Origin of the sequence: Duganella sp. LjRoot269 (genome assembly GCF_964254095.1) — a bacterium.
Taxonomy (GTDB): domain Bacteria; phylum Pseudomonadota; class Gammaproteobacteria; order Burkholderiales; family Burkholderiaceae_D; genus Rugamonas; species Rugamonas hordei.
In genome coordinates this window covers 5,841,648-5,868,330 of sequence record NZ_CAXUSL020000001.1, presented here as the reverse complement: position 1 = coordinate 5,868,330, position 26,683 = coordinate 5,841,648, and the positions used below count along the sequence as shown (strand labels likewise).

Here is a 26,683-nt window from a genome sequence, read left to right as displayed (position 1 = left end):
AACGGCCCAGGAGGGAAAAATAGGGTGTAGAATACTGTATATAAACACAGTATAAAGCCATGGCCACCTCGAACACATCGCCAGCGCAGGGATTGCCCGCTTATGCCGAGCTGTTCTGCCTGTCCAATTTCTCCTTCCTGCAAGGCGCATCCCACGCCGAGGAATTGGTCGCGCGCGCCATGCAGCTCGATTACGCCGGGCTGGCCATCACCGATGAATGCTCGCTGGCGGGCGTAGTGCGTGCTCACGCCGCAGCGAAGGAGGCAAAGTTCCCGCTGTTGATAGGCAGCCATTTTCATCTGAAGAATCCTGACGGCAGCCCGGCGCTGTCGTTGGTCGCGCTGGCCAGGAACCGTGAAGGCTACGGCAATTTGTGCGAGCTGATCACCATCGCCCGCAACCGCGTCGCCAAGGGCAGCTATCTGCTGACGCCGGCCGATCTGGCCGCGCCGCCGTCGGCGTTTGCGCATCTGAAGGGATTGCCGGATTGCCTGCTGATTTTGCTGCCGCATTATCCGGCGCACCAGCCGGACGATGTCGATCGCCTGCATGCGCAGGCGGCGTGGATGGAAGCGACGTTTCCCGGCCGCGCGTGGATGGGCTTGAGCCTGTTGCAGCGCGCCTTCGACGAGGCGCATCGGATCAGCATCGATGAAGTGGCGCTGCAACATGGCATGCGGGTGGTGGCGCTCGGGCATGTCTGCATGCATGTGCGCTCGCGCAAGCCGCTGCACGATACCTTGACCGCCGTGCGTCTCGGCAAGGCGGTGGGCGAGTGCGGCTATGCCTTGTCGCAGAACGCGGAGCAGCATCTGCGGCCGCGCTTGCGGCTGGCGAATCTGTATCCGCCGCAAGCGCTGGCGGAGACGCTGAGCATCATGGAGCTATGCACGTTCAATCTTGAAGAATTGCGCTACGAATATCCGCACGAACTGGTGCCTCCCGGCCATACGCCGGCCAGCTATTTGCGGCAGGAAGTGTATGCCGGTGCGCAACGGCGCTTCCCTACCGGCGTATCGGACAAGGTGCGAGGGCAGATCGAGAAGGAGCTGGCGCTGATTGCGGACCTGAAGTACGAGCCGTACTTCCTGACGGTGTACGACATCGTCCGTTTCGCGCGATCGAAAGAGATCCTGTGCCAGGGCAGGGGATCGGCGGCCAACTCGGTGGTCTGTTACTGCCTCGGCGTGACCGAGGTCGATCCGGAACGCAGCAACATGCTGACAGGGCGCTTTATTTCCAAGGAGCGCAACGAGCCGCCGGACATCGACGTCGACTTCGAGCACCAGCGGCGCGAGGAGGTGATCCAGTACATCTATCAAAAGTACGGCGCCGATCGTGCCGCGCTGGCCGCCGTCGTCATCAGCTACCGGCCCAAGAGCGCGCTGCGCGACAGCGGCAAGGCGCTGGGCGTGGACCTTGCCATCGTCGAGAAGGTGGCCAAGGCGCATCACTGGTTCGACAGCAAGCATGATCTGCTGGGGCGGCTGGCCGAGTGCGGGCTGGATCCGGCATCGCAGCTGGCGCAGCAGTGGGCTTCGCTGGCGATGACGCTGCTGGGATTCCCGCGCCATTTATCGCAGCATCCGGGCGGCTTTGTCATTTCGCACGAAAAGCTGTCGCGGCTGGTGCCGATCGAGGCGGCCACCATGGAGGGGCGTTGCGTCATCCAATGGGACAAGGATGACCTGGAGGAACTGGGCCTGATGAAGGTGGACGTGCTGGCGCTGGGCATGTTGTCGGCGCTGCGGCGCTGCCTGGCGTTGGTCGCGACGCAGCGCGGCACGCCGTTCGGCATGCAGGACATTCCGAAGGAGGACAAGGCCACCTACGCCATGATGTGGGAAGCCGATACCATCGGCGTGTTCCAGATCGAATCGCGCGCCCAGATGAGCATGCTGCCGCGCCTGCGGCCTAAGGAGTTCTACGATCTGGTGATCGAAGTTGCGCTGGTGCGGCCGGGACCGATACAGGGCGGCATGGTGCATCCGTATCTGCAGCGGCGCATGAATCCCAAACTGATCGACTATCCGCACGGACTGGACGAGGCGTTGAAGCGCACGCTCGGCGTGCCGATCTTCCAGGAGCAGGTGATGCAAATTGCCCAGATTGCGGCAGGCTTCACCGAAGGCGAGGCGGACCAGTTGCGCCGCGCGATGGCGGCATGGAAGCGCAAGGGCGGCGTAGACAAGTACCAGGGCCGCATCATCAGTGGCATGCTGGAGCGCGGTTATGAACTGGGCTTCGCGCAAGCTATCTGTGAGCAGATCAAAGGATTCGGCGAATATGGCTTCCCCGAATCGCACGCCGCCAGCTTCGCGCTGCTGACTTATGCCAGTTCCTGGCTCAAATGCCACGAGCCGGCCGCCTTCCTGTGTGCGTTGCTCAACAGCCAGCCGATGGGCTTTTACAGCCCGTCGCAACTGGTGCAGGACGCCAAACGCCACGGCGTGCAAGTGCGCGAGATCGACGTCACCATCAGCGGCTGGGACTCATCGCTGGAAGAGCCGGCGGGCAAGCGCGGCCAGCCTGCGGTGCGGCTCGGCCTGTCGATGCTGAAAGGGATGCGGGCCGAAGCGGCCGAGCGGATCGAGCAGGCCCGCGCGCAGCGGCCGTTCGCCAGCGTGGCCGATATGGCGCGGCGTGCCGACCTGGAGCGGCATGACCTGCAGGTGCTGGCCGGCGGCAATGCGTTGAAGGATTTGGCCGGCAACCGGCGCCAGGCCTTGTGGCAGGCGGTCGGCGCCACGCCGGACAAGGACCTGCTGCGGCCGACCACGCCGGACGAGGAAATCCCGGTGCTGAAGCCGCCGTCGGAAGGGGAGGAAATCCTCGGCGACTACCGCTCGCACGGCCTGACGCTGGGGCGCCATCCGCTAGCGCTGCTGCGGCCCAGGCTGCTGGAGCACCGCTTCCTGCCGGCCGCCACGCTCAACACCTACACCAACGGCATGCTGGCGCGGGCCTGCGGCATGGTCACGGTGCGGCAGCGTCCCGGCACGGCCAAGGGCGTGATCTTCATCACCCTTGAGGATGAGACCGGCAACGTCAACGTCATCATCTGGCCAGCGCTGGTCGAGCAGCAGCGGCGCGAAGTGCTGAGCGCGCCGCTGCTGGGGGTGTATGGGGTCTGGCAACAGGAGGGTGTGGTGCGCCACCTGGTTGCCAAGCGGCTGGTCGACATGTCCCACCTGCTGGGACGCCTGCCGACCATCAGCCGCGACTTCTGCTAGTTAGCGGAGGTCGGCGCTGCGCGCGCTGTTGGTGCCATAGTAGGTATGAATCTGGCTGGCCCAGGTCTGGTTGGCCATGTTCGGCCAGTGGTCGCTGTCGAAGCCGGGGGCGTTGTCGATGCGGTCCTTGTCGATATTGAGCGTGAAGCGCTTGTTGATGGTGTCCAGGGTCATCGCTTCCCAGGGCACGGCGAACAGCTTCTCGCCGAGCGTGAACACGCCGCCGTGCGACATCACCGCATAGGCGATCTGGCCGGTGCGCATGTCGAGCATGATTTCCTTGATCTCGCCCAGGTGCTCGTTTTTCAGGTTGTGGACATGGTTGCCGATCAGCGTGTCGGCGCCCATCAGTTCCGGACCGGGGCCTTTATGGCCGTTGTCGACATACATGCCAAATGGATCGAGTTCTTCGTAGTTCATGATGAGCCTCCTTTTATTCAATGAGTTGTCATTTTGTTCTTGTTGGAGTATCCGGTCTGTACGGTGAGGCACGGTCGCGGCGGATTGATAAACGGTCTCGTTTGCTGTTTAACCATCTGGATTTTCCCGTCCAGTTGCGGATTTTTCCGGGCAGGAAGGTGGAGAATTGCACGTTTTAGGGTATAATTTCAATTTCCCGCACGTGCCGTTCGGCACTATCTGCAATGACCAAATTTGTCTTCGTCACTGGCGGCGTCGTGTCTTCCCTTGGTAAAGGGATTGCCGCCGCCTCTCTCGCCGCGATCCTCGAATCGCGCGGCCTCAAAGTCACCATGCTCAAGCTCGACCCGTACATCAACGTCGATCCTGGCACGATGAGCCCTATGCAACACGGTGAAGTCTTCGTCACCGACGACGGGGCCGAAACCGACCTCGACCTCGGTCACTACGAGCGCTTCATTTCCACCCGCATGAAAAAGGTGAACAACTTCACCACCGGGCAGATCTATGAATCGGTGATCCGCAAGGAACGCCGCGGCGAGTACCTGGGCAAGACCGTGCAGGTGATTCCGCACATCACCAATGAAATCCAGGACTACATCCGTCGCGGCGCCGAAGGCTACGACGTGGCCCTGTGCGAAATCGGAGGCACCGTCGGCGATATCGAATCGCTGCCCTTCCTCGAAGCCGCGCGTCAGCTGAGCCTGCGCGCCGGCCGCAAGAACACCGCCTTCGTGCACCTGACCCTGGTGCCGTACATCGCCTCCGCCGGCGAGCTGAAGACCAAGCCTACCCAGCATTCGGTACAGAAACTGCGCGAAATCGGCATCTCGCCCAACGCGCTGCTGTGCCGCGCCGACCGTCCGATCCCGGACGACGAACGCGCCAAGATCTCCTTGTTCTCGAACATCGAAGAGCAGGCCGTCATTTCCGTGTGGGACGTCGATACCATCTATAAGGTGCCGCAGATGCTGCACGACCAGGGCCTGGACGCGATCATCTGCGAAGCGCTGGACCTGAACCCGGCGCCGGCCGACCTGTCGGTGTGGAGCCGTTTGATCTACACGCTGGAACATCCGAAGACCGAAGTGTCGATCGGCATGGTCGGCAAGTACGTGGAACTGACCGAGTCGTACAAGTCGCTGACCGAAGCGCTGCGCCACGCCGGCATCCACAACGAATCGAAGGTCAACATCGAGTACATCGACTCGGAAGAGATCGAAACCACCGGCTGCGCCTCGCTGGCCAAGTACGACGCCATCCTGGTGCCGGGCGGCTTCGGCAAGCGCGGCGTCGAAGGCAAGATCATGGCGGCGCAGTTCGCCCGTGAAAACAAGATCCCTTACCTGGGTATCTGCCTCGGCATGCAGGTGGCGCTGATCGAATACGCCCGCCACAAGGCCGGCCTGACCGCCGCCAACTCGACCGAGTTCGACCTGGAAACCTCGCAGCCCGTGGTCGCCCTGATCGACGAATGGCAGGGCCAGGACGGCAAGGTCGAGAAGCGCGACGAGAACTCCGACCTGGGCGGCACCATGCGCCTGGGCGCGCAGACCTGCGCCGTCAAGCCGGGCACCCTGGCATCGGAAATCTACGGCGGCGTGGTGACCGAGCGTCACCGCCACCGCTACGAAGCCAACAACCACTACCTGCCGCGCGTCGAAGCGGCCGGCCTGGTGGTGGCGGCCCGTACGCCGACCGAAGACCTGTGCGAAATCATGGAACTGCCGCGTACCGGCGAAAACGCCCACCCTTGGTACATGGGCGTGCAGTACCACCCGGAATTCAAATCGACCCCGCGTGACGGCCACCCGCTGTTCACGTCCTACATCAAGGCAGCACTGGCCCACAAGGCCGCCGGCGGTAATCGCCCGCACGCTGTCGCAGATGCACTGCAAGGAGATGCAGCATGAAACTGTGCGGATTCGACGTAGGCCTGGATAAACCGTTCTTCCTCATCGCCGGCACCTGCGTGATCGAATCGCGCCAGATGGCGTTCGACACCGCCGGTGCGCTGAAGGAAATGACGGCGGCGCTGGGCATCCCGTTCATCTACAAGTCCTCGTTCGACAAGGCCAATCGTTCCTCCGGTACCTCGTACCGCGGTCCGGGCCGCGACAAGGGCCTGGAGATCCTCGGCGACGTCAAGCGCGAGCTGGGCGTGCCGGTGCTGACCGACGTGCACTCGATCGACGAAATCGCCGAAGTCTCGGCGGTGGTCGACGTGCTGCAAACGCCGGCCTTCCTCTGCCGCCAGACCGACTTCATCGTCGCCTGTGCTGAGTCCGGCCTGCCGGTCAACATCAAGAAGGGCCAGTTCCTCGCTCCCGGCGACATGAAGAACGTCATCGACAAAGCCCGCCTGGCCGCCCGCGCCAAGGGCTTGAACGAAGACAACTTCATGGCCTGCGAGCGCGGCGCCTCCTTCGGCTACAACAACCTGGTGTCGGACATGCGTTCGCTGGCCATCATGCGCGAATCGAACTGCCCGGTGGTGTTCGATGCGACCCACTCGGTACAACTGCCAGGCGGCAACGGTACCTCGTCCGGTGGCATGCGCGAGATGGTGCCCGTGCTGTCGCGCGCGGCGGTGGCCGTTGGCGTGGCCGGCGTGTTCATGGAAACGCATCCGAACCCTGCGGAAGCCCTGTCGGACGGCCCGAACGCCGTGCCGCTGGGTCGCATGAAGGAGTTGCTGTCCACGCTGATCGAGCTGGACCGCATCACCAAAAAAGCTGGCTTCCTGGAAAACAGCTTCAACTAACGCAGCATACCTGGCGTACGAGTTTTCGTATGAGTGGCCCTCTTGCGCCGGGTACAATTAATTCCCGTTATTTTGTCCGCAACGCGCATCAGAACGCGTAGCGACTTCGCATCGCCTAACTTTGGAGAATGACATGAGTGCTATTGTTGACATCATCGGCCGTGAAATCCTGGACTCGCGCGGCAACCCTACCGTCGAATGCGACGTGCTGCTGGAGTCCGGCGTCATGGGCCGCGCCGCCGTGCCGTCGGGCGCGTCGACCGGTTCGCGCGAAGCCATCGAGCTGCGCGACGGCGATCCGAAGCGTTACTTCGGCAAGGGCGTGCTGCAAGCCTGCGAAAACATCAACACCGAAATCTCGGAAGCGATCATGGGCCTGGACGCCAATGAGCAAGCCTTCCTGGACCGCACCCTGATCGACCTGGACGGCACCGAAAACAAAGGCCGCCTGGGCGCCAACGCCATGCTGGCCGTGTCGATGGCTGTCGCCAAGGCCGCCGCCGAAGAAGCCGGCCTGCCGCTGTACCGCTACTTCGGCGGTTCGGGCGCGATGCAACTGCCGGTGCCGATGATGAACGTCATCAACGGCGGCGCGCACGCCGACAACAACCTGGACATCCAGGAATTCATGATCATTCCAGTGGGCGCGCCGTCGTTCAAGGAAGCGGTCCGCTACGGCGCCGAAGTGTTCCACACGCTGAAAAAGATCCTGCACAAGAAGGGCCTGAACACCAACGTGGGCGACGAGGGCGGTTTCGCGCCATCGCTGGCCAACCATGAAGAAGCGATCAAGCTGATCATCCAGGCCATCGAAGAAGCCGGCTACGAGCCAGGCACCCAGATCGCCATCGGCCTGGACTGCGCTGCTTCCGAGTTCTACAAGAACGGCAAGTATGAACTGGAAGGCGAAGGCCTGAGCCTGACCGCCACCGAGTTCACCAACCTGCTGGCGACCTGGTGCGACAAGTACCCGATCATCTCGATCGAAGACGCGATGCACGAAGGCGACTGGGACGGCTGGGCGATCCTGACCAAGGAACTGGGCAAGAAGGTGCAGCTGGTCGGCGACGACCTGTACGTCACCAACACCAAGATCCTGAAAGAAGGCATCCAGAAGGGCATTGCCAACTCGATCCTGATCAAGATCAACCAGATCGGCACCCTGACCGAGACCTTCGCCGCCATCGAAATGGCCAAGCGCGCCGGCTACACCGCCGTCATCTCGCACCGTTCGGGCGAAACCGAAGACTCGACCATCGCCGATATCGCCGTTGGCCTGAACGCCCTGCAGATCAAGACCGGCTCGATGTCGCGTTCGGACCGCATGGCGAAGTACAACCAGCTGCTGCGTATCGAAGAAGATCTGGGCGACATCGCTTCCTACCCGGGCCGCGACGCGTTCTATAATCTGAAGTAATTAAGCAAGCGCGGCCGGATCTGATCCGGCCGCTTTCAAATCCATGCGCTTGATCACCCTCGCACTGGCAACGCTGTTGTTGCTGATCCAGTACCCGCTCTGGCTGGGGAAGGGGGGATGGCTGCGCGTGGCCGATTTCGAGACCCAGGTCAACACGGCCCACAAGAAAAACGCGGAACTGATCGCCCGCAACGCTAAGCTCGATTCCGAAGTGCGCGACCTCAAGGACGGCACCGGCGCGGTCGAGGAGCGTGCTCGCTACGAGCTCAGCATGATCAAGCAAAACGAAATCTTCATCCAGATCGTCGGCAAGGGCCAAGCCGCTCCGCCGCCGCCTGTCGCTCCGAAACCTCCCGGGCAGTAATCCCACCATGGCGAAACGTGCTGGCATATTGCTGATGTTGGCCCTGATTGCACCGCTGTCGCAGGCGGCGGGCAACTGCATTCCGCTGCGCTTCGGCTATATGGACCAGGACCGGCCGCCGTACTGGATGGGCGACGGCGACAAGGTGCCGGAACCGCCCGGCGCGGCGGTCGACCTGGTGCGCGACGCGGTGATGGGCTCCGGCTTCAACTGCCTGCCGACCTTGGTGCGGCTGCCGGTGGCGCGGCTGAAGGTGGCGCTGGAAGCGGGCGACATCGACATGTCGACCCTGGGCGAGCAGCCCAGCTATCCGCCCGAGATCGCGCTGCCGCGCGACAAGGACGGCAACGTCGACCGCAACCGCGCGCTGCACAACACGGTGGTGGTGCTGGTGCGTGCCAGAGACAAGCTGCCGGCCAGCACCAATCCGATGGAATATTTCCGTGGCAAGCCGCTCGGCGCGACGCAGGGTAACGCCTACACCGCACGCCTGCGCGAGTCCGGCCTGACCATCGACGACGGCGCCCGCGACCTCGACCGCAATATCGAAAAGCTCAAGCTGGGCCGGGTGGACGGCGTGCTGGCCAGCCTGGTCAAGCCGGAGCACCTGACGGCGACGTTGAAGCGCTACAAGGGCACCATCGTGCAGCTGCCGCAACCTCTGATCAATACGCGGCTGTGGCTGGCTTTCAACGCCGGCTACTACCGCGCCCACCACGACCAGGTCGAAGCGCTGTGGACCTGGCTGGACACCAACCGTGGCCGCCTCGGCTACGTCATGCAAAAATACCGCAAACAGGACTAACTCCATGAAATCGATCAGCGCCATCAGCTTGTTTGTTGAAGACCTGCCCGCCGCCAAGGCTTTCTATCTGGACGTGTTCGACGTCAAGTTGGTCTACGAGGATGCGGTATCGGCGGTGATGCAGTTCGAGAACGTGCTCATCAATCTGCTGCACGTGGACAGCGCACCGGTGATTATTGCGCCCGCTGTCGTGGCGCCGCGCGATGCAGGATCGCGCTTCCAGATCAGCATCTGGGTGCCGGATGTGGACGCGGTCTGCGCGCAATTGCAGCAGCGCGGCGTGCAATTGCTGCAGGGCCCCGTGGATCGCGCATGGGGCATGCGTACCGCCAATTTCGTCGATCCCGCCGGCCACAGCTGGGAAGTCGGACAGCAGATCTCCTGAGCGCGGGCCGCCGACGAATTGCGGATAGAATGCGCTTCTTTTGTCGTTATCCGAGTTTGGTTTGAGAGTTCTATTCTTTGCATGCACGCTGGCGCTGGCCGGCGCCGCCAACGCGGCCGTGATCGGCCCGCATTCCAGGGGCGATGAAGTCTTGCGGGCTCAAGTGCTGCTCGACCGCGCGCACTTTTCTTCCGGCGAAATGGACGCCGCCTACGGCAGCAATATGCGCCAGGCCATACGGGGCTTCCAGAAGCTGCACCAGCTGCCGGTGACCGGCGTGGTCGACGCCGCCACGTGGACCGAGCTGGAGCGCGATCAGGCGCCGGTGCTCGACGTCTACACCGTCACCGCGCAGGATGTGGCCGGGCCTTACACGCCGGTGCCAGCCGGCATGATGGCCAAGGCCAAACTGCCGGCGCTAGGCTATGCCAACCTGGCCGAGGCGCTCGGCGAACGCTTCCACATCAGTCCCGACCTGCTGCGCCGCCTCAATCCCGGCAAGGTGCTGGCGCGCGCCGGCACGCAGCTGGTGGTGCCCAATGTGGCCGCCGCCAAGCCGCTGCCGAAGGCGGCGTCCATCCTGGTCGATGCGAAGGAAGGCACGCTGACGCTGCTCGATGCGGGCGGCATGCCGTTCGCGCAATTCCCCGCCAGCACTGGCAGCAAGCATGATCCCTTGCCCGAAGGCCGCTGGCAGGTGCGCGGCGTCGCCGTCAATCCGGAATACCGCTACAACCCCAAGCTGTTCTGGGATGCCCAGGCCGGCGACAGCAAGGCCAGGCTGGCGGCCGGGCCGAACAACCCGGTCGGTGTCGCGTGGATAGAACTGAGCAAGGAACACTACGGCATCCACGGCACGCCCGAGCCGGGCAAGATCGGCAAGACCCAGTCGCACGGCTGCATCCGCCTCACCAACTGGGACGTGATGGCCGTGGTCCGCTCGATCTCGCGCGGCGCGGTGGTGTTGCTGCAGCAGAGCGCCTAGTGCCGCACTACCTGTAACGGTACAGCTTGACCCTTTGCATGCTGAAGTCGTCGGCCGGCAGCCGCACGTGGCGGCCCTGGTGGCTTTCGTCGCCGTTGAGCCAGCGGCCTTCCTTCCATACGCCGTTGTCGTAGCCGCCTTCGGTCAGTTTCTCGATGCCGGCCACGCTGCCGTCGCCGTTGGCGTTGCTGAAGGTGACGGTCATGCCCTTGCCGGCGACCAGGAATTCGTCGTCGGCCAGCCGTATCACCAGGCCTCCCCGGGTTTCGGCCTCGGCGCTGTCGGTCTTGCCCCACTGGTTGACGAAGCTGACTTCCAGCGCATAGCCGCCCATCGTCGTCTTCACCGGCAGCAGGTCGACCACGCCGTCGTACGATACCGGCGCCTTGAAGCCGCGCATATTGCCGCTGCCCTGGTATTGGTTGATCAGCGGCGTCAGCTGGCGCAGCACGCGGTAGGCCTGCGGCAGCGACTCGGTCTTGCCATCCTTGATGTCCTCGATGCCGAACGGCGAGAAGCCGAACGCGTCCAGCTCGCCCATCATGAAGAAGGCGTTGGCGCCGTTGTTGGGGCGGCCGGCATAGTTGGCTTCCGGGATGAACAGCGGATTGTCGGGACGCTTGAACAGCCTGGCCCAGTCGGCGAAGTTGGGGAAGTAGGTGTCGATGGCGATCAGGTCGACGGCCGGCGCGCCGGCCTTCCAGATGTCGAACAGGTGCGGCAACGGGCCGGCGCTGGGATATTCGCCCGGCTTCTTGCCCGGCCGGTTCAGCGCCACGTTGACGTACGCCGGCAGCGCATAGGCGGCCTTGCCGGCCGCCGTCATGCTGTCGACAAAGGCGGCGTAATACCAGGCCTGGAAGATTTCCTGCGCGGCGATGCTGTCGCCGAACACTTCGGCCCAGTTGCCCGCCGTGCGCTTGCCGTGTTCCGCCCACAGCGCGCGCAGCGCCGGATGCAGGCTGTCCTGGTGCGCGGCCAGGTAGGCGGTCAGCGCCGCCGGCACCGGGCCGGCGAAGGCGGCTTCGGCCTGCGGGCTGTAGTCGCGCACGTCCGGCAGCATGCCGATTTCATTTTCCACCTGCACCATCACCACCGTGTGCTGCGGGTCGGCCTGCTTCAGGTGGGCCAGCATGGCGCGGTAGGCCGCCGTGTCCGCCGCCAGCGTGCGGGCGTCGAACGGCGACAGCAAGTCCTGCGGCACGCCGGCGCGGCTGCGCGCGCGCGGGAAGCGCTGCTGGTCGTGCTTGACCCAGGCCGGCACGTAGGTGGACATCGAATTCTTCCACGCGCCAAACCACAGCAGCACCACGTGCATCTGGTGCGCGCGCGCCTGCTTGAGCATGCCGTCCAGCACGGTGAAATCGAAGCGGCCTTCCACCGGCTCGATCTGGTCCCACTCGACCGGCGCGATCACCGTGTTCAGCTCGGCCGTCTTCAGCGCCGGCCACAGCTTGTCCAGGTAAGCCAGGCTGGAGGCCGACGAGTTGTGCAGCTCGCCGCCCAGCATCAGCAGCGGCTGGCCGTCGACGATCAATTGCGTGGCCGTACCCTGCTTGCGCAGATGGGGAATCGCCGATGCCGCCTGCGCGGCAGCGGCGCCGCAGGCCAGCAGCAGAGCGCCGGCGCAGAGGCCGTGACGGCCTGTCCAAAATTTCATGGTTGTCCTCGTCTGTAAAAAAAATCCACCGCCACTGGAGGGCGGCGATGGATAAGATCCGCCTGAACAGGAACAGGCGGCCTCGGAGCGAGCTGTTTAGAACTTGGCGCGCAGGCCCAGCGAGTAGGTACGGCCTGGCGAGTATTGCGTGAAGTTGGCGTTGCCGAACTGGAAGTAGCCGCGACGCGAGTCGTTGTTCAGGTTGACGATGTCAAAGCTGAGCGTCGGCCAGTTATCCTTGTCGAACACTTCCGCCAGGTCGAGGCTCGACGAGAAGTCCAGCTGCTTGTAGTTGTCCGAGAACAGCGCCGCGTTGGTGATGCCGTTCTGGTTGGCCGTTGCAGTCTGGCTGCCCTTCGAGAAGGTGTGCGACAGGCGCGCCATGTAGCCGTGGTTCTCGTAGTAGACCGAGAAGTTGTTGGTGCGCTTCGGCACGCCCAGTGCGATGAAGCCGTTCAAGCCGTCGCCGCTGGCGCGCTGGGTGATGAAGGTGGCCGTCTCGTTGAAGCCCACGCCGCGGAACGGCAGGATCTTGTCGAGCGGCTGGACCCAGCCCAGTTCCAGGCCGCGGATGCGCAGGTCGCCGTCGGCATTGCGGGCGCGGGTCAGCACCACGGTGGCCTTGTCAGGACCGCCGCGCGAATCGATGGCGGTCTGCTGGTTCGGCGTCAGCGTGTTGTAGTTGATGCCGTAGGCGGCCAGCGCGCTGAATGGCGCGGTGACGTTTTCGTTGACGGTGAAGCCATCCACCTTCTTCTGGAACACGGTCAGGCTGACGTAGCCTTCGCGGCCGGTGTACCAGTCCAGGCCCAGGTCGATGTTATCCGACAGGTAGGGCTTGAGCGCCGGATTGCCCACCGAGCCGACGTCCGCCGACACGCCGGAGAAGTTCACGCCAGGGCGCAGCGCGTTCGGGTCGGCGCGGGTCAGGCTGCGCGACAGGGCGGCGCGGGCCACCACGTCGCTGCGCAGGTTGAGCGCCACGGTGCCCGACGGCAGCGTGTTGTTGTACGTGGTTTCCTGGTACACCCACTGGTCGATGTTCGGGTATTTGCTGCCGTTCAGCGTCAGGTTGGCGTTGCGTGGATCGGTGATCGAGTTGAGCGAACCGACCGACTGCTTGGTGCGCACGTAACGTACACCGCCGTTGTAGCGCAGAGGGAAGCCGGACAGGTCATACTTGCCGTTGGCCTCCATGTACAGGCCGGTGGTCTTCTCGCCGATAAAGCCCGCCGCCGCGCCGGTCGACGAGGCGCCGCTCGATGGCGCATTGTCGTAGTACTTCTGGTACTGCGCATCCTTGGCGAAGCGATCCCAGTCGACGATCGGACGGCCGTACGGGCCCGGCACGATGTAGCTGGCCAGCGCGCTTTGCGGAATCAGCGAACCGCCATAGGTCAGCGGCGTGGTGGCGCCGGCGGTGTAGCCGGTGCCGTAGCCCGGGTACAGCGCGGCGGCGCTGGCGCCCGGGGTGGAGGCGCCGTTGCATGGCGGCGCGCCGTTCGGTCCCTGCAGGAACACGCTAGGATTGTTGCCGCACACCGCGGCCTGCCACGCGGCCGAGTTGTCGGTGGCGTTGATGCGGCGGGTGATGTCATCGTAGGCGAGGCCGCCCTTGATGTTGAACTTGTCGTCACCCCAGGTCAGGTCGCCGTGGAAGCCCTTGGTCTCGGTCTTGCGGAACTCGTTCTGGATGTTGACGCGGCCCGTGTTCCACACATAGTTGGCCGGGTTGTTCAGATCCACATTGGAAACCACGGACGGAATGCCGCCGGTGTTGGTGTAGGTGACCGTGTTGCCGCTGTTCGGCGCGGTGATCGGATAGACGGTCGGCGCCTCGTGGGTGAAGTTGCTGCGCGTGTAGTTGACCTGCGCGTCCAGCTTCAGCGTGGGCGTGATCTTCCATTCCATGCCCGGGTTCAGGCCCAGCATGCTGACCTGGTCGTGACGGTAGCCGTGCTCGAAGAAGTTCTGGGTGTTGGCGAAGGTGCCGCCGGTGACGGTGCAACCGTCGCTGCAGTCGCTCTTGTCGACCGTCATGTTCAGCGGGATCATGCCGCCGTTGCGGACCGACCAGTCGTAGTCCATGCGCGTCATCTTGTCGTCGCGCTTGCTGTACATGGTGTCGACGTAGAAGTGCAGGTTTTCGGACGGACGGTATTCGGCGCTGAAGATGGCCGAGCCCTTGTCCTTGGTGCCGAAGTAGTCCATGGTGCGGCCCAGGCGCGGCAGGATCGCGTTGTCGATCTGCTGGATGGTCAGGCCGGGATTGTGCGCCAGCAGGAAGGCCTGGTCGATCACTGTGCCCGGCACCAGGCCGTTACCCGCGCCGGCCGGCACGGTGGCCGGGATGGTCCAGTTGCCGCCGCCGGTGTTGTTGCGGTTGGCGGCCGGGTTCTGTGCGGCCGACAGGTTGGCGTTGGTGTAGCCGACGGTTTCCCAGCCGGTGGTGTGGATCTGCTGGCGCGACAGGGCGATGCCGCCCAGGATGCCCCAGTTGCCGAAGGTCTGGCTGGCCATGAAGGAACCGCGGCCGCCGGTCTTGTCGGCGATCTGCTGCTTGGTGGCGGTGACGCTGCCGACCATGTAGCGGCCTTCCTTGTCGAACGGACGCGCGCTGCGCAGGTTGACCACGCCGGCGGCGCCGCCTTCGATCATCTCGGCGGTCGGGCTCTTGCTGACGGTGAGCTTGGTGAACAGGTCGGTCGGTAGCAGGTCGAGGTCGACCTCGCGGTTGGTGTTGGCGCCGTCGATCGGGCCGGACGAGGCCACGGCGATCGGCGCGCCGTTCAGCAGGATCTTGGTGAAGCTGGAACCCAGGCCGCGGATCTGGATGGTCGAGCCTTCGCCGGTGATGTCGCGCGACACGCCCACGCCGGGAATGCGGCTCAGCGATTCAGCGATGTTCTTGTCGGGGAATTTGCCGAAGTCTTCGGCGTTGATCGAATCCTGGAAGCCGACCGCTTCCTTTTTGTCCTTGGCCGAGGACAGCAGGCTGTTGCGGTAGCCGCTGATCTGGATGGTCTGGATCGCGGGCGCATCGGCGGCGGGGGCCGGCGTTGCGGGAGCGGCGGGCGTGCCGTCCTGTGCATAAACCTGGGAAATCAGACTGGCCATGGCCGTCAGGGCGAAGGCGAATTGCCGGCGCGAACGGCGGCCTGGTGCTGGGTAGCTGCTTGACATTGATGTCTCCTCTTTGTAAGTCGTAATTTATTGCTTTTATATGGTAGCGCAACCATTTTGAGATCAATAAAAGTGGATGTCAACAAAAATCAGCAAAAAAAGCTATACGCTACCATTTGTTGCAATTGAGTCATTTTTCATCGCATACGATATCCCCGCCTTTTGCCACTGGCCTGTTTTACAATGCTGTCAAGGAGGCACTTATGACCATACATCTGGATCATCTGTTGGTGCCGTCGCGCGACAAGGTGGCGGCGGCGAAGATGCTGGCGGAGTTGCTGGATGTGCCGTGGTCCGCCACCGGCATCGGTCCGTTCGCGCCGGTATTCGTCAGCGATGGCTTCACCATCGATTTCGACACCTGGCCCGAACCGATACCGCTGGCGCATTACTGCTTCCGCGTCACGCAGCAGGAGTTCGACGCCATCCTCGGCCGCATCCGGGCCGCCGGCATTCCCTACCGCAGCTCGGTGCACAGTCCGGTAGACTACAAGGTCGATACCTATCACGGCGGCAGCATCGTCTACTGGAACGAGCCGGACGGCCACCAGTGGGAAATGCTAACGGTAAGCTATGCACGACAATGAAACGGAGCAACGGTTGAAAACAATAGGGCTGATAGGCGGCATGAGCTGGGAATCGACGGTGCCTTACTACCGTCAGGTTAACGAGGCAATCAAGGAGCATCTGGGCGGACTGCATTCGGCCAAGGTGGTGCTGTACAGCGTGGACTTCCATGAAGTCGAGCGGCTGCAGCACGCCGGTGACCGGGACGCGGCCGGCGCGCTGCTGGCCGACGCGGCGCGCTCGCTGCAGGCGGCCGGCGCCGATTTCCTGGTGCTGTGCACGAACACCATGCACAAGGTGGCGTCCGCCGTTGAAGGCGCGGTGAACATTCCGCTGTTCCATATCGCCGACCCGACCGCGGAAGAAATCAAGCGCGCGGGCTACACCAGGATCGGCCTGCTGGGCACGCGCTTCACGATGGAGCAGGCGTTCTACAAGGACCGCCTGCGCGAGCGCCACGGGCTGGACGTGATCGTGCCGGGGCAGGAAGACCGCGACATCGTCCACCGCATCATTTACGAAGAACTGTGCCTGGGCCGCATCGTCGACGGCTCGCGCGACGAATACCGCCGCATCATCGCCGGGCTGGTCGAGCAGGGCGCGCAGGCCATCATCCTTGGCTGCACCGAGATCTCGCTGCTGGTCGCGCAGCAGGACGAGGCAGTACCGCTGTTCGACACCACCGCCATTCACGCGCGCAAGGCCGCCGAATGGGCGCTGACTTCCATGGAGAAAAAATGAAACTGATAGGCATGCTCGATTCCCCTTACGTGCGCCGCGTGGCGGTGACCTTGCAGCTGATGGGCGTGCGATTCGAGCACCAGTCGCTGTCGGTGTTCAGCACCTTCGAGCAGTTCCGCGCGATCAATCCGGTGGTCAAGGCGCCGACCGTGGCGGCCGACGACGGCACCGTGCTGATGGACTCCACGCTGATCGTGCAATATGCGGAAGCGCTGGCCATGCCGTCCAGCCGCCTGACGCCGACCATGCCGGCCGAACTGCTGCGCTCCCTCCGCGTGCTCGGGCTGGCGCTGGCCGCCTGCGACAAGGGCGTGCAGCTGGTGTACGAGCGCATGGTGCGGCCGTCCGAGAAGCTGCACCAGCCGTGGGTGGACCGCGTGACGGTGCAAATGCTGGCGGCGTTCGACGCGCTGGAAGCCGAGCTGCGCGCCCATCCGCTGTCCGTGGCCGACATGGACCACGCCGGCGTGATGACGGCGGTCACCTGGCACTTCATGCAGCAGATGTTGCCTGAGGTGGTGGCCGCCGCCAGCTATCCGCTGCAGGCCGAGTTCTCGCGCCAGGCCGAAGCGCTGCCAGCCTTCCGCGCCGCGCCGCACGGCGACAGCACTTATCAAGGTTAATCATGCGCTGGCTGCTGGCCTTCCTGCTGGCACTGTCCGGCGCTGCCCCCGCCGAACCCTGCGACATCCCCGAGCTGCAGTGGGAATGCGTAGGCGCGGTGGCGTTCCGCAGCGAGGGCCGGCTGCTGCGCTTGACACTGTACGCCAACGGCGATGTGTTGGCGGAAGACGACGCGGAGAAGGGCGGGCCATCCATGTTCGTCGACAACCAGGCCAAGGTTTATCATTACCTCAACCTGTCGGATGAAGCGAAGAACGACAAGGTCAGGCATCCCTTTCTGTTTTTCGGCGAGGGGGCCTGGACATCTGTCGAACTGCTCAAGATCGGTTTTCCCGATGGTCCTTCGTCGGTGCCGGGCGACGATACGGAGCGCACGATCACGCTGCGAAGCGCGCCGCCGATTTCGCTCCACGCCCGCCAGACATCCAGCGGCGAAATACTGTTCCGTGTGGGCGGCCCCATCACTGTGACGGACGGGCGCTACATAAGCGGACGCTTGCCGCCACCACCTGCTGACTATGAGGGGCGCCACTGGCCGGTGCATTTGCCGCCCCCACCGCGAAAAGTCGACGAGCCTGTTGCTGTACCTAAACCATCTGATACTAAAAAATAATGCCTCTCACTCCTTACCTGAATACCAGCCCCGTCCTCGGCGACAACATCTTCCTGCACGCTTCGGCGCAGGTGATCGGCGATGTGCGCATCGGCCGCGACAGCTCGATCTGGTGCAACACCGTGCTGCGCGGCGATGTCAACAGCATCGTCATCGGCGAGTGCAGCAACGTGCAGGACTTCGCCATGGGCCACGTGTCGCACAAGAACGCCGCCAAGCCCGACGGCTCGCCGCTGATCATCGGCGACTATGTCACCATCGGCCACTCGGCGCTGCTGCACGGCTGCACCATCGGCAACGAATGCCTGGTCGGCATGGGTTCCATCATCATGGACGACGTGGTGATCCAGGACCGCGTGATGGTCGGCGCCGGCAGCCTGGTCTCGCCGGGCAAGGTGCTGGAGAGCGGCTATCTGTACGTCGGCCGCCCGGCGCTGCGGGTGAGGGCGCTGACCGCCGAGGAGATCGCCTATCTGAAATACTCGGCCGAGCATTACGTCCGTATCAAGAACAACTACCTGGCATAGCCGGCATCCGGCAGGTCCCATTGTTTCATAATAAATCTATTGTAAATTTTTCTATGTTTGCATATTATGTGGTTAATTTGTTATTTCAAATAATTAACTCACAGGGATAATCATGAAAAAAATTCGTGGCGCGGTTGTCGCGCTGTTCGTCTCATTGCTGTGTTCCGCTGCCGCCGGCGCGGCCACGATTTCCATCGATTTTGAGCATCTGCCAGGGGCAGATGGCGTTCTCGGTACGGCGGACGATGTTCCGACTGACAATACTTTTATGACTTCCTTGGATGAAAAATTTGCCGCAGTCGGTGTGCATTTTTCCCAGGGATCGCTGCTCCAGGACAGCTTTTACGACGGCAATCCACTCAATCATTTCGTCAGCTCGACCAATCCGATCGCTACGTTCTCGGTGCCGGTGTTCGGCATTTCGATGGACAGCAGGTCGTACTGGACCGCGACGCTGACCGCGTTTGACAGCCACGGGAATGTCCTCGCGACGAATGTACTGTCGAGCTCCAGCGGCACGGTGAGCGTTACCAGCGCTGTGCCGATCTACAGTTTCTCGATCTTGCCACCGCAGCAGCAGCAGATCCTCAACCTGGATAACCTGGTGCTGACGACCGCGCCGGTGCCGGAACCGGAACAGTTCATGATGATGCTGGCCGGCCTGGCGCTGGTGGCGGGGTATGCCCGGCGCCGTTCGCGCTGATCGCCGCAGTAAAAAAAGCCCGGTTCAGTTTCGAACCGGGCTTTTTTGTTTGTACCGCCGGTACCGCCAGGGTCAGCCGTTCAAGGCGGCGCGGCCGAGGGCGGGGTCGTCGGTGAAGAAGCCGTCCAGGCCGGTGGCGATGTAGCGCTTGATTTCGGCGATGGAGCCGGCCTCGTTGCGCGCGGCGTCGCCGGCGTTGTTGCGGAAGTCCGCCGCCAGGAAGTGGTTTTCCGGACGGAAGGTCCACGGCTCCACGCGCAGGCCGGCCTTGTGCGCATCGTCCACCAGCGAGCTTGGCTGGTCTAGGCTGCCGTCTTTTTTCAGCGGAATCAGCGCACGCGTCGGCGGGGCGATCACGTCGGCGTACTGGGCGACTTCGCGCAGGCCTGCGGGCGTGCACATCTGCGCGAAGGTCAGCGTGCCGCCGGACGCGGCGACATCCATCGGACGCACGTTCTCGCCGATGACCAGCTGCATCAGGCGCAGGTTGGCGCGGCGGCCCAGCTTGCCGCGCAGGTATTTCAGGTTGGCGATCTCGAACGACTGGATCTCGACCGGATTGCGCCGCGTGTAGTCGTGCGCCGCGAGGATGGACAGGAAGCGGTCCTCCAGCGGCAGGCCGACGCTGGCGAAATAGGTCGAGTGCTTCAGCTCCGGCACCAGGCCGATGATGCGGCCGCGCGCCGCCGCTTCCGCCGCCGTGAAGTCGATGATTTCTTCAAACGTCAGCACCTGGAACATGCCGTTGTACTGCGCGCTGCCGGGACGGTATTGCGGCAGCCGCTCGACGGCGCGCAGCGTCTTCAGTTCGGCCAGCGTGAAGTCGTCGACGAACCAGCCTTCGTGCGTTTCGCCGTCGATGGTCTTGCGCGCCTTGCGGCTGGCAAACTCGGGATGGGCGGCCACGTCGGTCGTTTCGCTGAGGAAGGCTTCATGGCGCGCGACCAGCACGCCGTCCTTGGTGCTGCACAGGTCCGGCTCGATGTAGTCGGCGCCGTCGGCGATGGCCTTGGCGTACGAGCCCAGCGTGTGCTCGGGACGCAGCGCGCTGGCGCCGCGGTGGCCGAACACCAGCGGCGTCTTCGAACCTGCGCCCACCGGCGCGATGCCCGGCATGCCGGACAGGTCCGGCGTCGACGATGCCGCCAGCACCGAGGCCGGCATGATCAGCGACGCGCCGGCGGCCACCGCCGCCGTTTGAATGAAGCCGCGCCGCGACAGGCGCTTCGGTAAATAAAGATTGTTCATCAGAAATCCGCCATCAAAGTCAGGAAGCCCTGACGTGGTGCAATCGGGAATGTATTGTAAGTCCCGCTGGCCGCGCCGACCACCACATTCAAACTGCCTTCGCGATTGGCCAGGTTGCTGACGTTCAAACGATAGCGCGCGTTCTTCACCCAGCCGCCGTTGAGGAAGGGCAGCTTGCCCGATACGCCCAGGCTCATCAGGAAGTAGCTCGGCACGTCCAGGTCGTTGGTGTAGGTGGCGTAGCGCTTGCCGACGTAGTCGCCGATCAGCTGGAACTCGGTGTCGGCGACGCTCAGCGTGGCGACGAACTTGTTCATCCATTCCGGGCTGCCCGGCACGGCCTTGCCGGCCGTGGCCACGATGTCCTTGCCGTTGCTGTAGTTGTCCGAGTAGGTCGAGCGGTTGAACGACAGCGCGTCATAGAACGAGAACATGCGGCCGAAGTGCAGCGTGCCGGAGATGTCGATGCCGTCGGTCTTGACGCTGCCGACGTTGGCCAGCACCGGATTGCCGCCGATGATGGACGAGATCACCGGCGTCGGGCTGATCGTCAGCAGGCGGTCCTTGAAGTCGACGTGGTAGAGGTTGACCTGGCCGTCGACTGCGCTCAGCGCACCCAAGTCCAGCTGGTGGCTGGTGCGCATGCCCAGCTCGTAGGTGATCGAGGTTTCAGGCTTGGCGGTGGCCTTGAACAGGTCGAACGCCGACTGGCTCGCCAGGCTCCACGGCGAGGCGCCACCACCGCCGTAGGTGACGAACTGGCGCATGTTCTTTTGCACGTTGACGAACATCTGGTCCTGCGGCGTGATGTCCCAGCGCGCGCCCAGCTGCGGAAGGAACCATTTCTTGGTGATGATCTCGCCCACCGGCAGCGCCAGCGAACCGTTGGCGATCGCGCCCTTGGCCGGCTGCACCGGGAACTGGCCGTCGGCGAACTGCAGGCTCGACTTGAAGCCGGCCTGCAGCGCCAGGTCGTCGCGCATGCGCCATTCGTCCTGCAGGTGGATCTGGGCCACCTTGTTGTCGATCTCGCTGCCGTATTGCGTGATCAGCGGATTGGCCGGCCGGTCGTATGGCGAGCTCGGGTTGTTCACGTCCAGCGCATACCAGCGGCGATACGCCGACGAGCGGTTGTGCTCCAGCCACAGGCCGCCCTGCAGCTTGTGATTGCCGAATTCGGTGTTCACGGTGGACAGCCAGCCGTTGCGGTTGATCGCGTACTCGGTGGTGCGGGTGGCGTAGCCGGAGTTGCCGAACACCTGCTTCAGGTTCTGGCCCGGGAAGTACACCGCGAACAGCGCCGGCAGGCCGGCCACGCCGATGGGACCTGCCACCACGCCGACGCCGTCGTCGTTGTGGTAGTAGACCTGGTTGGACCAGGTGGTCGCTTCGCCGATGTTCATGTCGAACCTGGCGTAGGTCAGGTAGTCGGTGCGCTGGGCGTCGCTGTAGTAGTTGCGGTAGTTGTTGCCCTCGGCCGCAGGCGTGCCGCCGGTGGCCGACAGGTAGGACAGCGCCTGCTGGAAGTTCGGGTACAGGAACGGACGGGTGTATGGCTGGTACTTCTCGGTGGCCGAGTGCACCGTGCTGTCTTCGTTCGGTTCGATCTTGTCCGAGTAATCGACGAACAGCGTCAGCTTGCCCAGGCTGCTCTGGTTGACGTACTTGGCGTTGATCTGGTCGCCGCCCTGGCGGCCGTTGAAGTCCCAGGCCTTTTGCTCGTGGTGCACGCCGGAGATGTAGGCGCTGTTGCCGTTGCCGAAGTTGCCGGTATCGTAGCGCACGAAGGTGCGCGAGGTGTTGTAGCTGCCGACGGTCTGCTGCACGGCCAGGTTGCGGCCTTGTAGCGGATCGCTGGAGAAGGTCTCGATGGTGCCGCCGAGGTTGCTGGTCGAGGCGGTCGACAGGTCGCCGGCGCCCGACGACAGGATCACGCTGCCGACGTTTTCGCTGATGACGGCGCGCTGCGGCGACAGGCCGTTGTAGTTGCCGTATTGCTGGTCGCCCAGCGGCACGCCGTCCATGGTGTAGCCCAGCTGCTGGCCGCTGAAGCCGTGCACGAACAGCGACAGGTTTTGCTCGTTGTTGCCCCAAGGGTCGGCGGTCTGGAAGCTGACGCCTGGTAAGGTTTCCAGCGCTTTCAAGGGATTAATGCCCGGCAGGATTTTCTGCATGTCGCTCTTGGTCATGGCGACCGAGGAACGGGTCTTGCGGGTGGCGATTTCAACGGTGGCGACCGGCGCGGCTGCCGCCGCCGCTTCCGCTTCCGTGGCGTAGTCGGCTGCTGGGGCCGGCGCGGCTGCCATGTCGGCGACGGCGGCGGCAACGTTGGCGGCCATGGCCAGCATAGGGAAGCTCAGCGCGGCGAAGCACACCGCGGATAATTTCTTGTTCATGTTTTGCCTTGAGGAGCAGTTTGAGGGAATAGCAACGTCGCGAATGATAGGGACCGAGTGTTACCGGATCATGACGCTGGTGCGCTACACTGCTGGCTGGAAATTAAGGAGACGACACGATGCGCAGACTTTTGATGCTGGCGATGGCGCTGCAACTGGCCGGTTGCTACACGGTGAATCAATCGGCCCTGGGGAACTTCGTCACGCAGACGGTGCAGCCCGGCATGCCGCTGGACCAGGCGCTGGTGCGCATGCGCGCCGAAGGATTCTTCTGCAACACCAGCAGCGCCGGCACGGTGACGATCTGCACCCGCAACCAGGACCGTTTCCTGCGCGGCTCGTGCCTGGAGCGCGTCGACATGGTGCGCAGCGCGACCTCTACACAAACCGTCGGCGCCATCGATGTGATGGAAACCCGCTGCGCAAAAATTTGATATGACAACAGAAAGAAATTCGTTACGCTTGCCGCCCCGCAGGGCGGTGTTGAAATCGCCCGAGGACGCCGAGGCCAAGAAACGGGCACAGGAGCAAAGAGATGCGGAGGTGCGCGGCGTCGCATCGATCCACGACATGCGGGAAGCGATCAAGCACGCCGCGCGCGCCTTGCCGGCGATTGCGGAAGTGCCGCGTTTGGGCGTGCTCAGCGCGGCGGCCTTCCGCGCCCGTGCCGCGCAAGGCCTGCCGTTCCTGACGACCGGGCTGGTCAAGCGCTGGCCGCTGTCGGCCCTGCCGCCGGAGATCCTGCGCGAACGCTACAGCCAGGTGCCGGTGCGGGCGCGGGTGGGCGACTATATCAACACCGCCTTCGCGGCCGACCGCGCGATGCAGGATATGTCCATGGGGGAGTATCTGGATGTGGTCGACTCGGGCGTGCACGCACTGCCGCCGTACCTGGGCAACCTGGAACTGCGCGAGCTGAACAGCCTGTGCCACTGGCCCACGTATTTCGACAAGATGGGCCCGCCGCGTTTCTGGGTAGGCCCGGCCGGCACGGTGACGCCGCTGCACTGCGACTACGACGACAACATCTTCGCGCAGATATGGGGCACCAAGCGCATCTTCCTGTCGCCGCCGCATCACGACGAATTCCTCTACCCGAGGGAGGCGAACGCCATCCTGTTCGGATCGCCGTTCGACCCCGAGGCGCCGGATTTCGACCAGTTCCCGCTGGCGCGCCAGGCGACGATGATCGAGGTCATCGTCAACCCGGGCGATATGCTGTATGTGCCCGCCGGCTGGTACCACCAGGTGCGCGCGCTGACGTTTTCGCTGTCGTCCAACCGCTGGGCCAGGGCCGTGCCGTTCGCGCTGAGGGCGCCCGGAGCTTGATGCCAGCTTAGTGCTTGGCTTCGCTGGCCGGGATCAGCGCTTCCACCGGCGCGTCGGTGGCGAACAGCTGGGCGCAATCGACCTTGTCGTAGTCGTAGTGCTGGCCGCAGAAGTCGCAGTTGACGCCGACGTGGCCTTGCTCTTCCAGCACGCTGTCCACTTCGGCGCGGCCCAGCATCTTCAGCATGTTGCCGACCTTTTCGCGGGTGCAGGTGCAGTGGAAGGACGGATGCAGCGGTTCGAACACGCGTATCGTCTCCTCCCAGAACAGGCGCTGCATCAGCACGTCGATGGTAGTCGACAGCAATTCCTCCTGCTTCAAGGTCGAGCCGAGGATGACGGCGCGGTTCCACGTTTCCAGCGCCTCGTCCTCGGTCAGCGGCGCGGTCTCGACGGCGGTCTTGCCGCCGTTGTAGGGCAGCTTTTGCAGCAGCAGGCCGCGCGAGACGTTGTCGTCCGCCGCCAGCCACAGCTTGGTGTCCAGCTGTTCCGAGCGCAGCATGTAGTTCTCGATGACGGTGCCAACGTCGTCGCCGTCCAGCGGCACGATGCCCTGGTAGGGCTGCTGGCCGGGCATCTTGTCGGCCGGGTCGAGGGTGATGATGAAGCGGCCCTTGCCGTGCGCGTTCAGCAGCGTCGGCAGCCTGGCGTCGTCGGCGATCACGGCGTCCGGATCGATCTTGGCGGTGGCGCGCAGGTGCAGGTCGGCGTCGCATTCGACCACCAGCAGCCGCACCGGACCGTCGCCGTGGATCTGCATGATGATGGAGCCGTTGAATTTCAGGTTGGCCGACAGCAGCGCGGCGGCGGCCACCATCTCGCCCAGCAGTTTTTTCACCGGGGCAGGATAGGCGTGGCGCGACAGCACCTCGCGCCAGGTGGCGGAGATGTCGATGAACTCGCCGCGCACGGCGGCGTTGTCGAAGATGAATTTCTGCAGGGTGTCCTGGCCGATGATGGGGGTAATGCTCATTTCTTATCCGATCTTTTTGAGTTGCGTCTTGAACAGTTGGCCGCGCTGCACGTAGCCGTCGGCGATGACCAGCAGGCGCGCCGCGTCTTCATCGGTCAGCGTGCGCACGGCCTTGGCCGGCGAGCCGATGATCAGCGAGTTGTCCGGGAATTCCTTGCCTTCGGTGACCAGCGCGCCGGCGCCGACCAGGCAGCCCTTGCCGATCTTCGCGCCGTTCAGGATCACTGCCTGGATGCCGATCAGCGCGCCATCGCCGATGGTGCAGCCGTGCAGCATGGCCTGGTGGCCGATGGTCACGTTCTTGCCCACGGTCAGCGGGTAGCCCATGTCCGTGTGCATTACCGTGCCTTCCTGTACATTGCTGTTTTCACCGATGGTGATGCGTTCGTTGTCGCCGCGCAGCGTGGCACCGAACCATACCGTGGTGTTGGCGCGCAGGCTGACCTTGCCGACAACGTTGGCGGAGTCGGCAACAAACGACGATGCATCTATCTCGGGCGCGTGTTCGCCCAGTTGATATATAGACATTGGAAACCTTAGGTTGAGTGCTGAGAGCGGCGGGATGGCGCTATTTTACGCTTGCGTGGCTAGCGAACGGTCGTGCTATTATTTTACCTTATCGCTGGCAAGCAACCGATATTGCGCCGGCCTGCGCATTTTCAAGGACCAAACATGAGCTACACGCCTTCCCGTTCCGAATTCCTGGCCATCCGCGGCCTGCGCTGCCACGTGCGCCATTGGGGGCGCGAGGGCGCGCCCAAGATCTTCATGCTGCACGGCTGGATGGACGTGGGCGCCTCGTTCCAGTTCGTCGTCGACGCGCTGCGCGGCGACTGGCATGTGATCGCGCCGGACTGGCGCGGCTTCGGGCTGTCCGAGCGCAGCGGCGCCGATACCTACTGGTTCCCCGACTACCTGGCCGACCTGGATGCGATCCTGCGCCATTACTCGCCGGAGCAGGCGGTCAACCTGCTGGGGCACAGCATGGGCGGCAACGCGGTCGCGCTGTATGCCGGCGCGCGGCCGGAACGTATCCGCAAGCTGATCAACCTGGAAGGGGCCGGCTTGCGCGCCAGCAAGCCGGAGCAGGCGCCCGGCCGTTTCGCCAAGTGGATGGACGGCCTGCTGGAGCAGCCTGAACTGCGCAGCTATCCGAGCCAGGCGGCCGTTGCCGCGCGGCTGCAAAAGACCAATCCGCGCCTGGGCGACGAGCGCGCCGCTTTCCTCGCGCAGCACTGGTCGGCGCAGAACGATGCCGGCGAGTGGGAAATCCTGGGCGATCCGGTGCACAAGCAGACCGGACCGCTGCCGTATCACGTCGAGGATGTGATGGCCTGCTGGAAGGCGATCGCGGCGCCGGTGCTGTGGGTGGAGGCTGAGCAGACCAATATGTGGACCTGGATGGGCGACGAGCAGGGCGGGCGCGCCGAGTTGACGCGCCGGCTGGCGCATTTGCGCGACGTGCGCCGCGAGGTGCTGGCCGACGCCGGCCACATGCTGCACCACGACCAGCCGGAGCAGCTGGCGCACCTGATCGAGGACTTCCTCGCGGGCTGACAGGAAGGACTTGCCAAGACTTTGCTTATTTGGCATGATTGATCCCATGACTTCCCATCCGACCATGACAACCCGCCGCCACGTCGCCCACGACGCTGGTGTTGCCGCGTTTGCCGGTCGGAGCCTGCCTTTCCGCGCCGTCTCCATTATTCGAATTATTCAGGGTCGCTGAGCTGCGGCTGCGCCGGT

Annotated in this window: 24 protein-coding genes; 17 read left to right on the top strand and 7 right to left on the bottom strand. The window is 63.9% G+C overall.

Annotation, left to right across the window (positions count from 1 at the left end; translation table 11 throughout):
- The first annotated feature begins 59 nt into the window (after positions 1-59).
- Entirely contained in the window at positions 60-3,233 is a 3,174-nt protein-coding gene (locus tag ACSQ3S_RS26250; protein WP_436144246.1) for an error-prone DNA polymerase, read from the top strand.
- Here the strand turns inward: ACSQ3S_RS26250 and ACSQ3S_RS26245 are convergent, their stop codons facing one another.
- Positions 3,234-3,653, bottom strand: a complete 420-nt coding sequence (locus ACSQ3S_RS26245) for a PRC-barrel domain-containing protein (protein ID WP_436144245.1) — start codon at positions 3,651-3,653, stop codon at positions 3,234-3,236.
- A 224-nt stretch (positions 3,654-3,877) separates the two neighbouring features.
- Between ACSQ3S_RS26245 and ACSQ3S_RS26240 the strand changes: the two genes are divergently transcribed.
- The 7 genes from ACSQ3S_RS26240 to ACSQ3S_RS26210 all read left to right on the top strand — a co-directional run bounded on the left by ACSQ3S_RS26240 (position 3,878) and on the right by ACSQ3S_RS26210 (position 10,373).
- Positions 3,878-5,566, top strand: coding sequence for a CTP synthase (locus ACSQ3S_RS26240; RefSeq protein ID WP_436144244.1), 1,689 nt, complete (start codon positions 3,878-3,880; stop codon positions 5,564-5,566).
- Positions 5,563-6,417 (top strand): 3-deoxy-8-phosphooctulonate synthase, encoded by an 855-nt coding sequence (gene kdsA, locus ACSQ3S_RS26235; protein ID WP_176654304.1) that lies wholly within the window; start codon positions 5,563-5,565, stop codon positions 6,415-6,417. The genes ACSQ3S_RS26240 and kdsA overlap by 4 nt, the downstream gene beginning before the upstream one ends.
- 133 nt (positions 6,418-6,550) lie before the next feature.
- The gene (gene eno / locus ACSQ3S_RS26230; RefSeq protein WP_176654305.1) at positions 6,551-7,834 is read left to right on the top strand and encodes a phosphopyruvate hydratase; all 1,284 of its coding nucleotides are present in this window, start codon (positions 6,551-6,553) and stop codon (positions 7,832-7,834) included.
- 43 nt (positions 7,835-7,877) lie between these two features.
- The gene (ftsB, locus tag ACSQ3S_RS26225; RefSeq protein WP_436144243.1) at positions 7,878-8,198 is read left to right on the top strand and encodes a cell division protein FtsB; all 321 of its coding nucleotides are present in this window, start codon (positions 7,878-7,880) and stop codon (positions 8,196-8,198) included.
- Between the two features lie 7 nt (positions 8,199-8,205).
- Positions 8,206-9,003: a hypothetical protein gene (locus tag ACSQ3S_RS26220; protein ID WP_436144242.1), complete on the top strand. Its 798-nt coding sequence runs from the start codon at positions 8,206-8,208 to the stop codon at positions 9,001-9,003.
- A gap of 4 nt (positions 9,004-9,007) precedes the next feature.
- Positions 9,008-9,388, top strand: a complete 381-nt coding sequence (locus ACSQ3S_RS26215) for a VOC family protein (protein WP_436144241.1) — start codon at positions 9,008-9,010, stop codon at positions 9,386-9,388.
- Between the two features lie 61 nt (positions 9,389-9,449).
- Positions 9,450-10,373, top strand: coding sequence for a L,D-transpeptidase family protein (locus ACSQ3S_RS26210; protein WP_436144240.1), 924 nt, complete (start codon positions 9,450-9,452; stop codon positions 10,371-10,373).
- A 7-nt stretch (positions 10,374-10,380) separates the two neighbouring features.
- Here ACSQ3S_RS26210 and ACSQ3S_RS26205 read toward each other — a convergent pair whose 3' ends face one another.
- Positions 10,381-12,033: a DUF5597 domain-containing protein gene (locus tag ACSQ3S_RS26205; RefSeq protein ID WP_436144239.1), complete on the bottom strand. Its 1,653-nt coding sequence runs from the start codon at positions 12,031-12,033 to the stop codon at positions 10,381-10,383.
- Between the two features lie 96 nt (positions 12,034-12,129).
- On the bottom strand, positions 12,130-15,216 hold the full coding sequence (locus tag ACSQ3S_RS26200) for a TonB-dependent receptor (RefSeq protein ID WP_176654310.1): 3,087 nt from the start codon (positions 15,214-15,216) through the stop codon (positions 12,130-12,132).
- 203 nt (positions 15,217-15,419) lie between these two features.
- On the opposite strand from ACSQ3S_RS26200, the gene ACSQ3S_RS26195 reads away from it, so the two are divergent.
- From ACSQ3S_RS26195 to ACSQ3S_RS26170, 6 genes are all read left to right on the top strand, one after another.
- A complete protein-coding gene (locus tag ACSQ3S_RS26195) occupies positions 15,420-15,803 on the top strand; it encodes a VOC family protein (RefSeq protein ID WP_176654311.1) in 384 nt (127 codons plus the stop codon).
- Between the two features lie 13 nt (positions 15,804-15,816).
- Complete coding sequence (locus ACSQ3S_RS26190) at positions 15,817-16,524, top strand: aspartate/glutamate racemase family protein (protein WP_436144238.1); 708 nt, start codon at positions 15,817-15,819, stop codon at positions 16,522-16,524.
- The gene (locus ACSQ3S_RS26185) at positions 16,521-17,147 is read left to right on the top strand and encodes a glutathione S-transferase (RefSeq protein ID WP_436144237.1); all 627 of its coding nucleotides are present in this window, start codon (positions 16,521-16,523) and stop codon (positions 17,145-17,147) included. The genes ACSQ3S_RS26190 and ACSQ3S_RS26185 overlap by 4 nt, the downstream gene beginning before the upstream one ends.
- A gap of 2 nt (positions 17,148-17,149) precedes the next feature.
- Entirely contained in the window at positions 17,150-17,761 is a 612-nt protein-coding gene (locus tag ACSQ3S_RS26180; RefSeq protein WP_436144236.1) for a hypothetical protein, read from the top strand.
- A complete protein-coding gene (locus ACSQ3S_RS26175; RefSeq protein WP_176654315.1) occupies positions 17,761-18,288 on the top strand; it encodes a gamma carbonic anhydrase family protein in 528 nt (175 codons plus the stop codon). The genes ACSQ3S_RS26180 and ACSQ3S_RS26175 overlap by 1 nt, the downstream gene beginning before the upstream one ends.
- Positions 18,289-18,400: 112 nt before the next feature.
- Positions 18,401-18,991 (top strand): PEP-CTERM sorting domain-containing protein, encoded by a 591-nt coding sequence (locus ACSQ3S_RS26170; protein WP_413446340.1) that lies wholly within the window; start codon positions 18,401-18,403, stop codon positions 18,989-18,991.
- Positions 18,992-19,063: 72 nt separating this feature from the next.
- Here the strand turns inward: ACSQ3S_RS26170 and ACSQ3S_RS26165 are convergent, their stop codons facing one another.
- On the bottom strand, positions 19,064-20,239 hold the full coding sequence (locus ACSQ3S_RS26165; RefSeq protein WP_413446339.1) for a glycerophosphodiester phosphodiesterase: 1,176 nt from the start codon (positions 20,237-20,239) through the stop codon (positions 19,064-19,066).
- Positions 20,239-22,635, bottom strand: coding sequence for a TonB-dependent receptor (locus tag ACSQ3S_RS26160; RefSeq protein WP_436144235.1), 2,397 nt, complete (start codon positions 22,633-22,635; stop codon positions 20,239-20,241). Before ACSQ3S_RS26160 ends, ACSQ3S_RS26165 begins: the two co-directional genes overlap by 1 nt.
- Before the next feature lie 119 nt (positions 22,636-22,754).
- Here ACSQ3S_RS26160 and ACSQ3S_RS26155 point away from each other — a divergent pair, with 119 nt between their 5' ends.
- Together ACSQ3S_RS26155 and ACSQ3S_RS26150 are read left to right on the top strand one after the other, a co-directional pair.
- Complete coding sequence (locus ACSQ3S_RS26155) at positions 22,755-23,069, top strand: hypothetical protein (protein WP_176654318.1); 315 nt, start codon at positions 22,755-22,757, stop codon at positions 23,067-23,069.
- Position 23,070: 1 nt separating this feature from the next.
- Positions 23,071-23,964 carry a cupin-like domain-containing protein gene (locus ACSQ3S_RS26150; protein WP_436144234.1) on the top strand — a complete coding sequence of 298 codons (894 nt, stop codon included), beginning with the start codon at positions 23,071-23,073 and terminating at the stop codon, positions 23,962-23,964.
- A 7-nt stretch (positions 23,965-23,971) separates the two neighbouring features.
- On the opposite strand, the gene hslO is transcribed toward ACSQ3S_RS26150, so the two are convergent.
- Both hslO and ACSQ3S_RS26140 read right to left on the bottom strand, forming a co-directional pair.
- Positions 23,972-24,937, bottom strand: a complete 966-nt coding sequence (gene hslO, locus ACSQ3S_RS26145) for an Hsp33 family molecular chaperone HslO (RefSeq protein WP_436144233.1) — start codon at positions 24,935-24,937, stop codon at positions 23,972-23,974.
- Between the two features lie 3 nt (positions 24,938-24,940).
- Entirely contained in the window at positions 24,941-25,465 is a 525-nt protein-coding gene (locus ACSQ3S_RS26140) for a gamma carbonic anhydrase family protein (RefSeq protein WP_436144232.1), read from the bottom strand.
- Positions 25,466-25,609: 144 nt separating this feature from the next.
- Here ACSQ3S_RS26140 and ACSQ3S_RS26135 point away from each other — a divergent pair, with 144 nt between their 5' ends.
- On the top strand, positions 25,610-26,494 hold the full coding sequence (locus ACSQ3S_RS26135; RefSeq protein WP_353404034.1) for an alpha/beta fold hydrolase: 885 nt from the start codon (positions 25,610-25,612) through the stop codon (positions 26,492-26,494).
- The last annotated feature ends 189 nt before the right edge of the window (positions 26,495-26,683 follow it).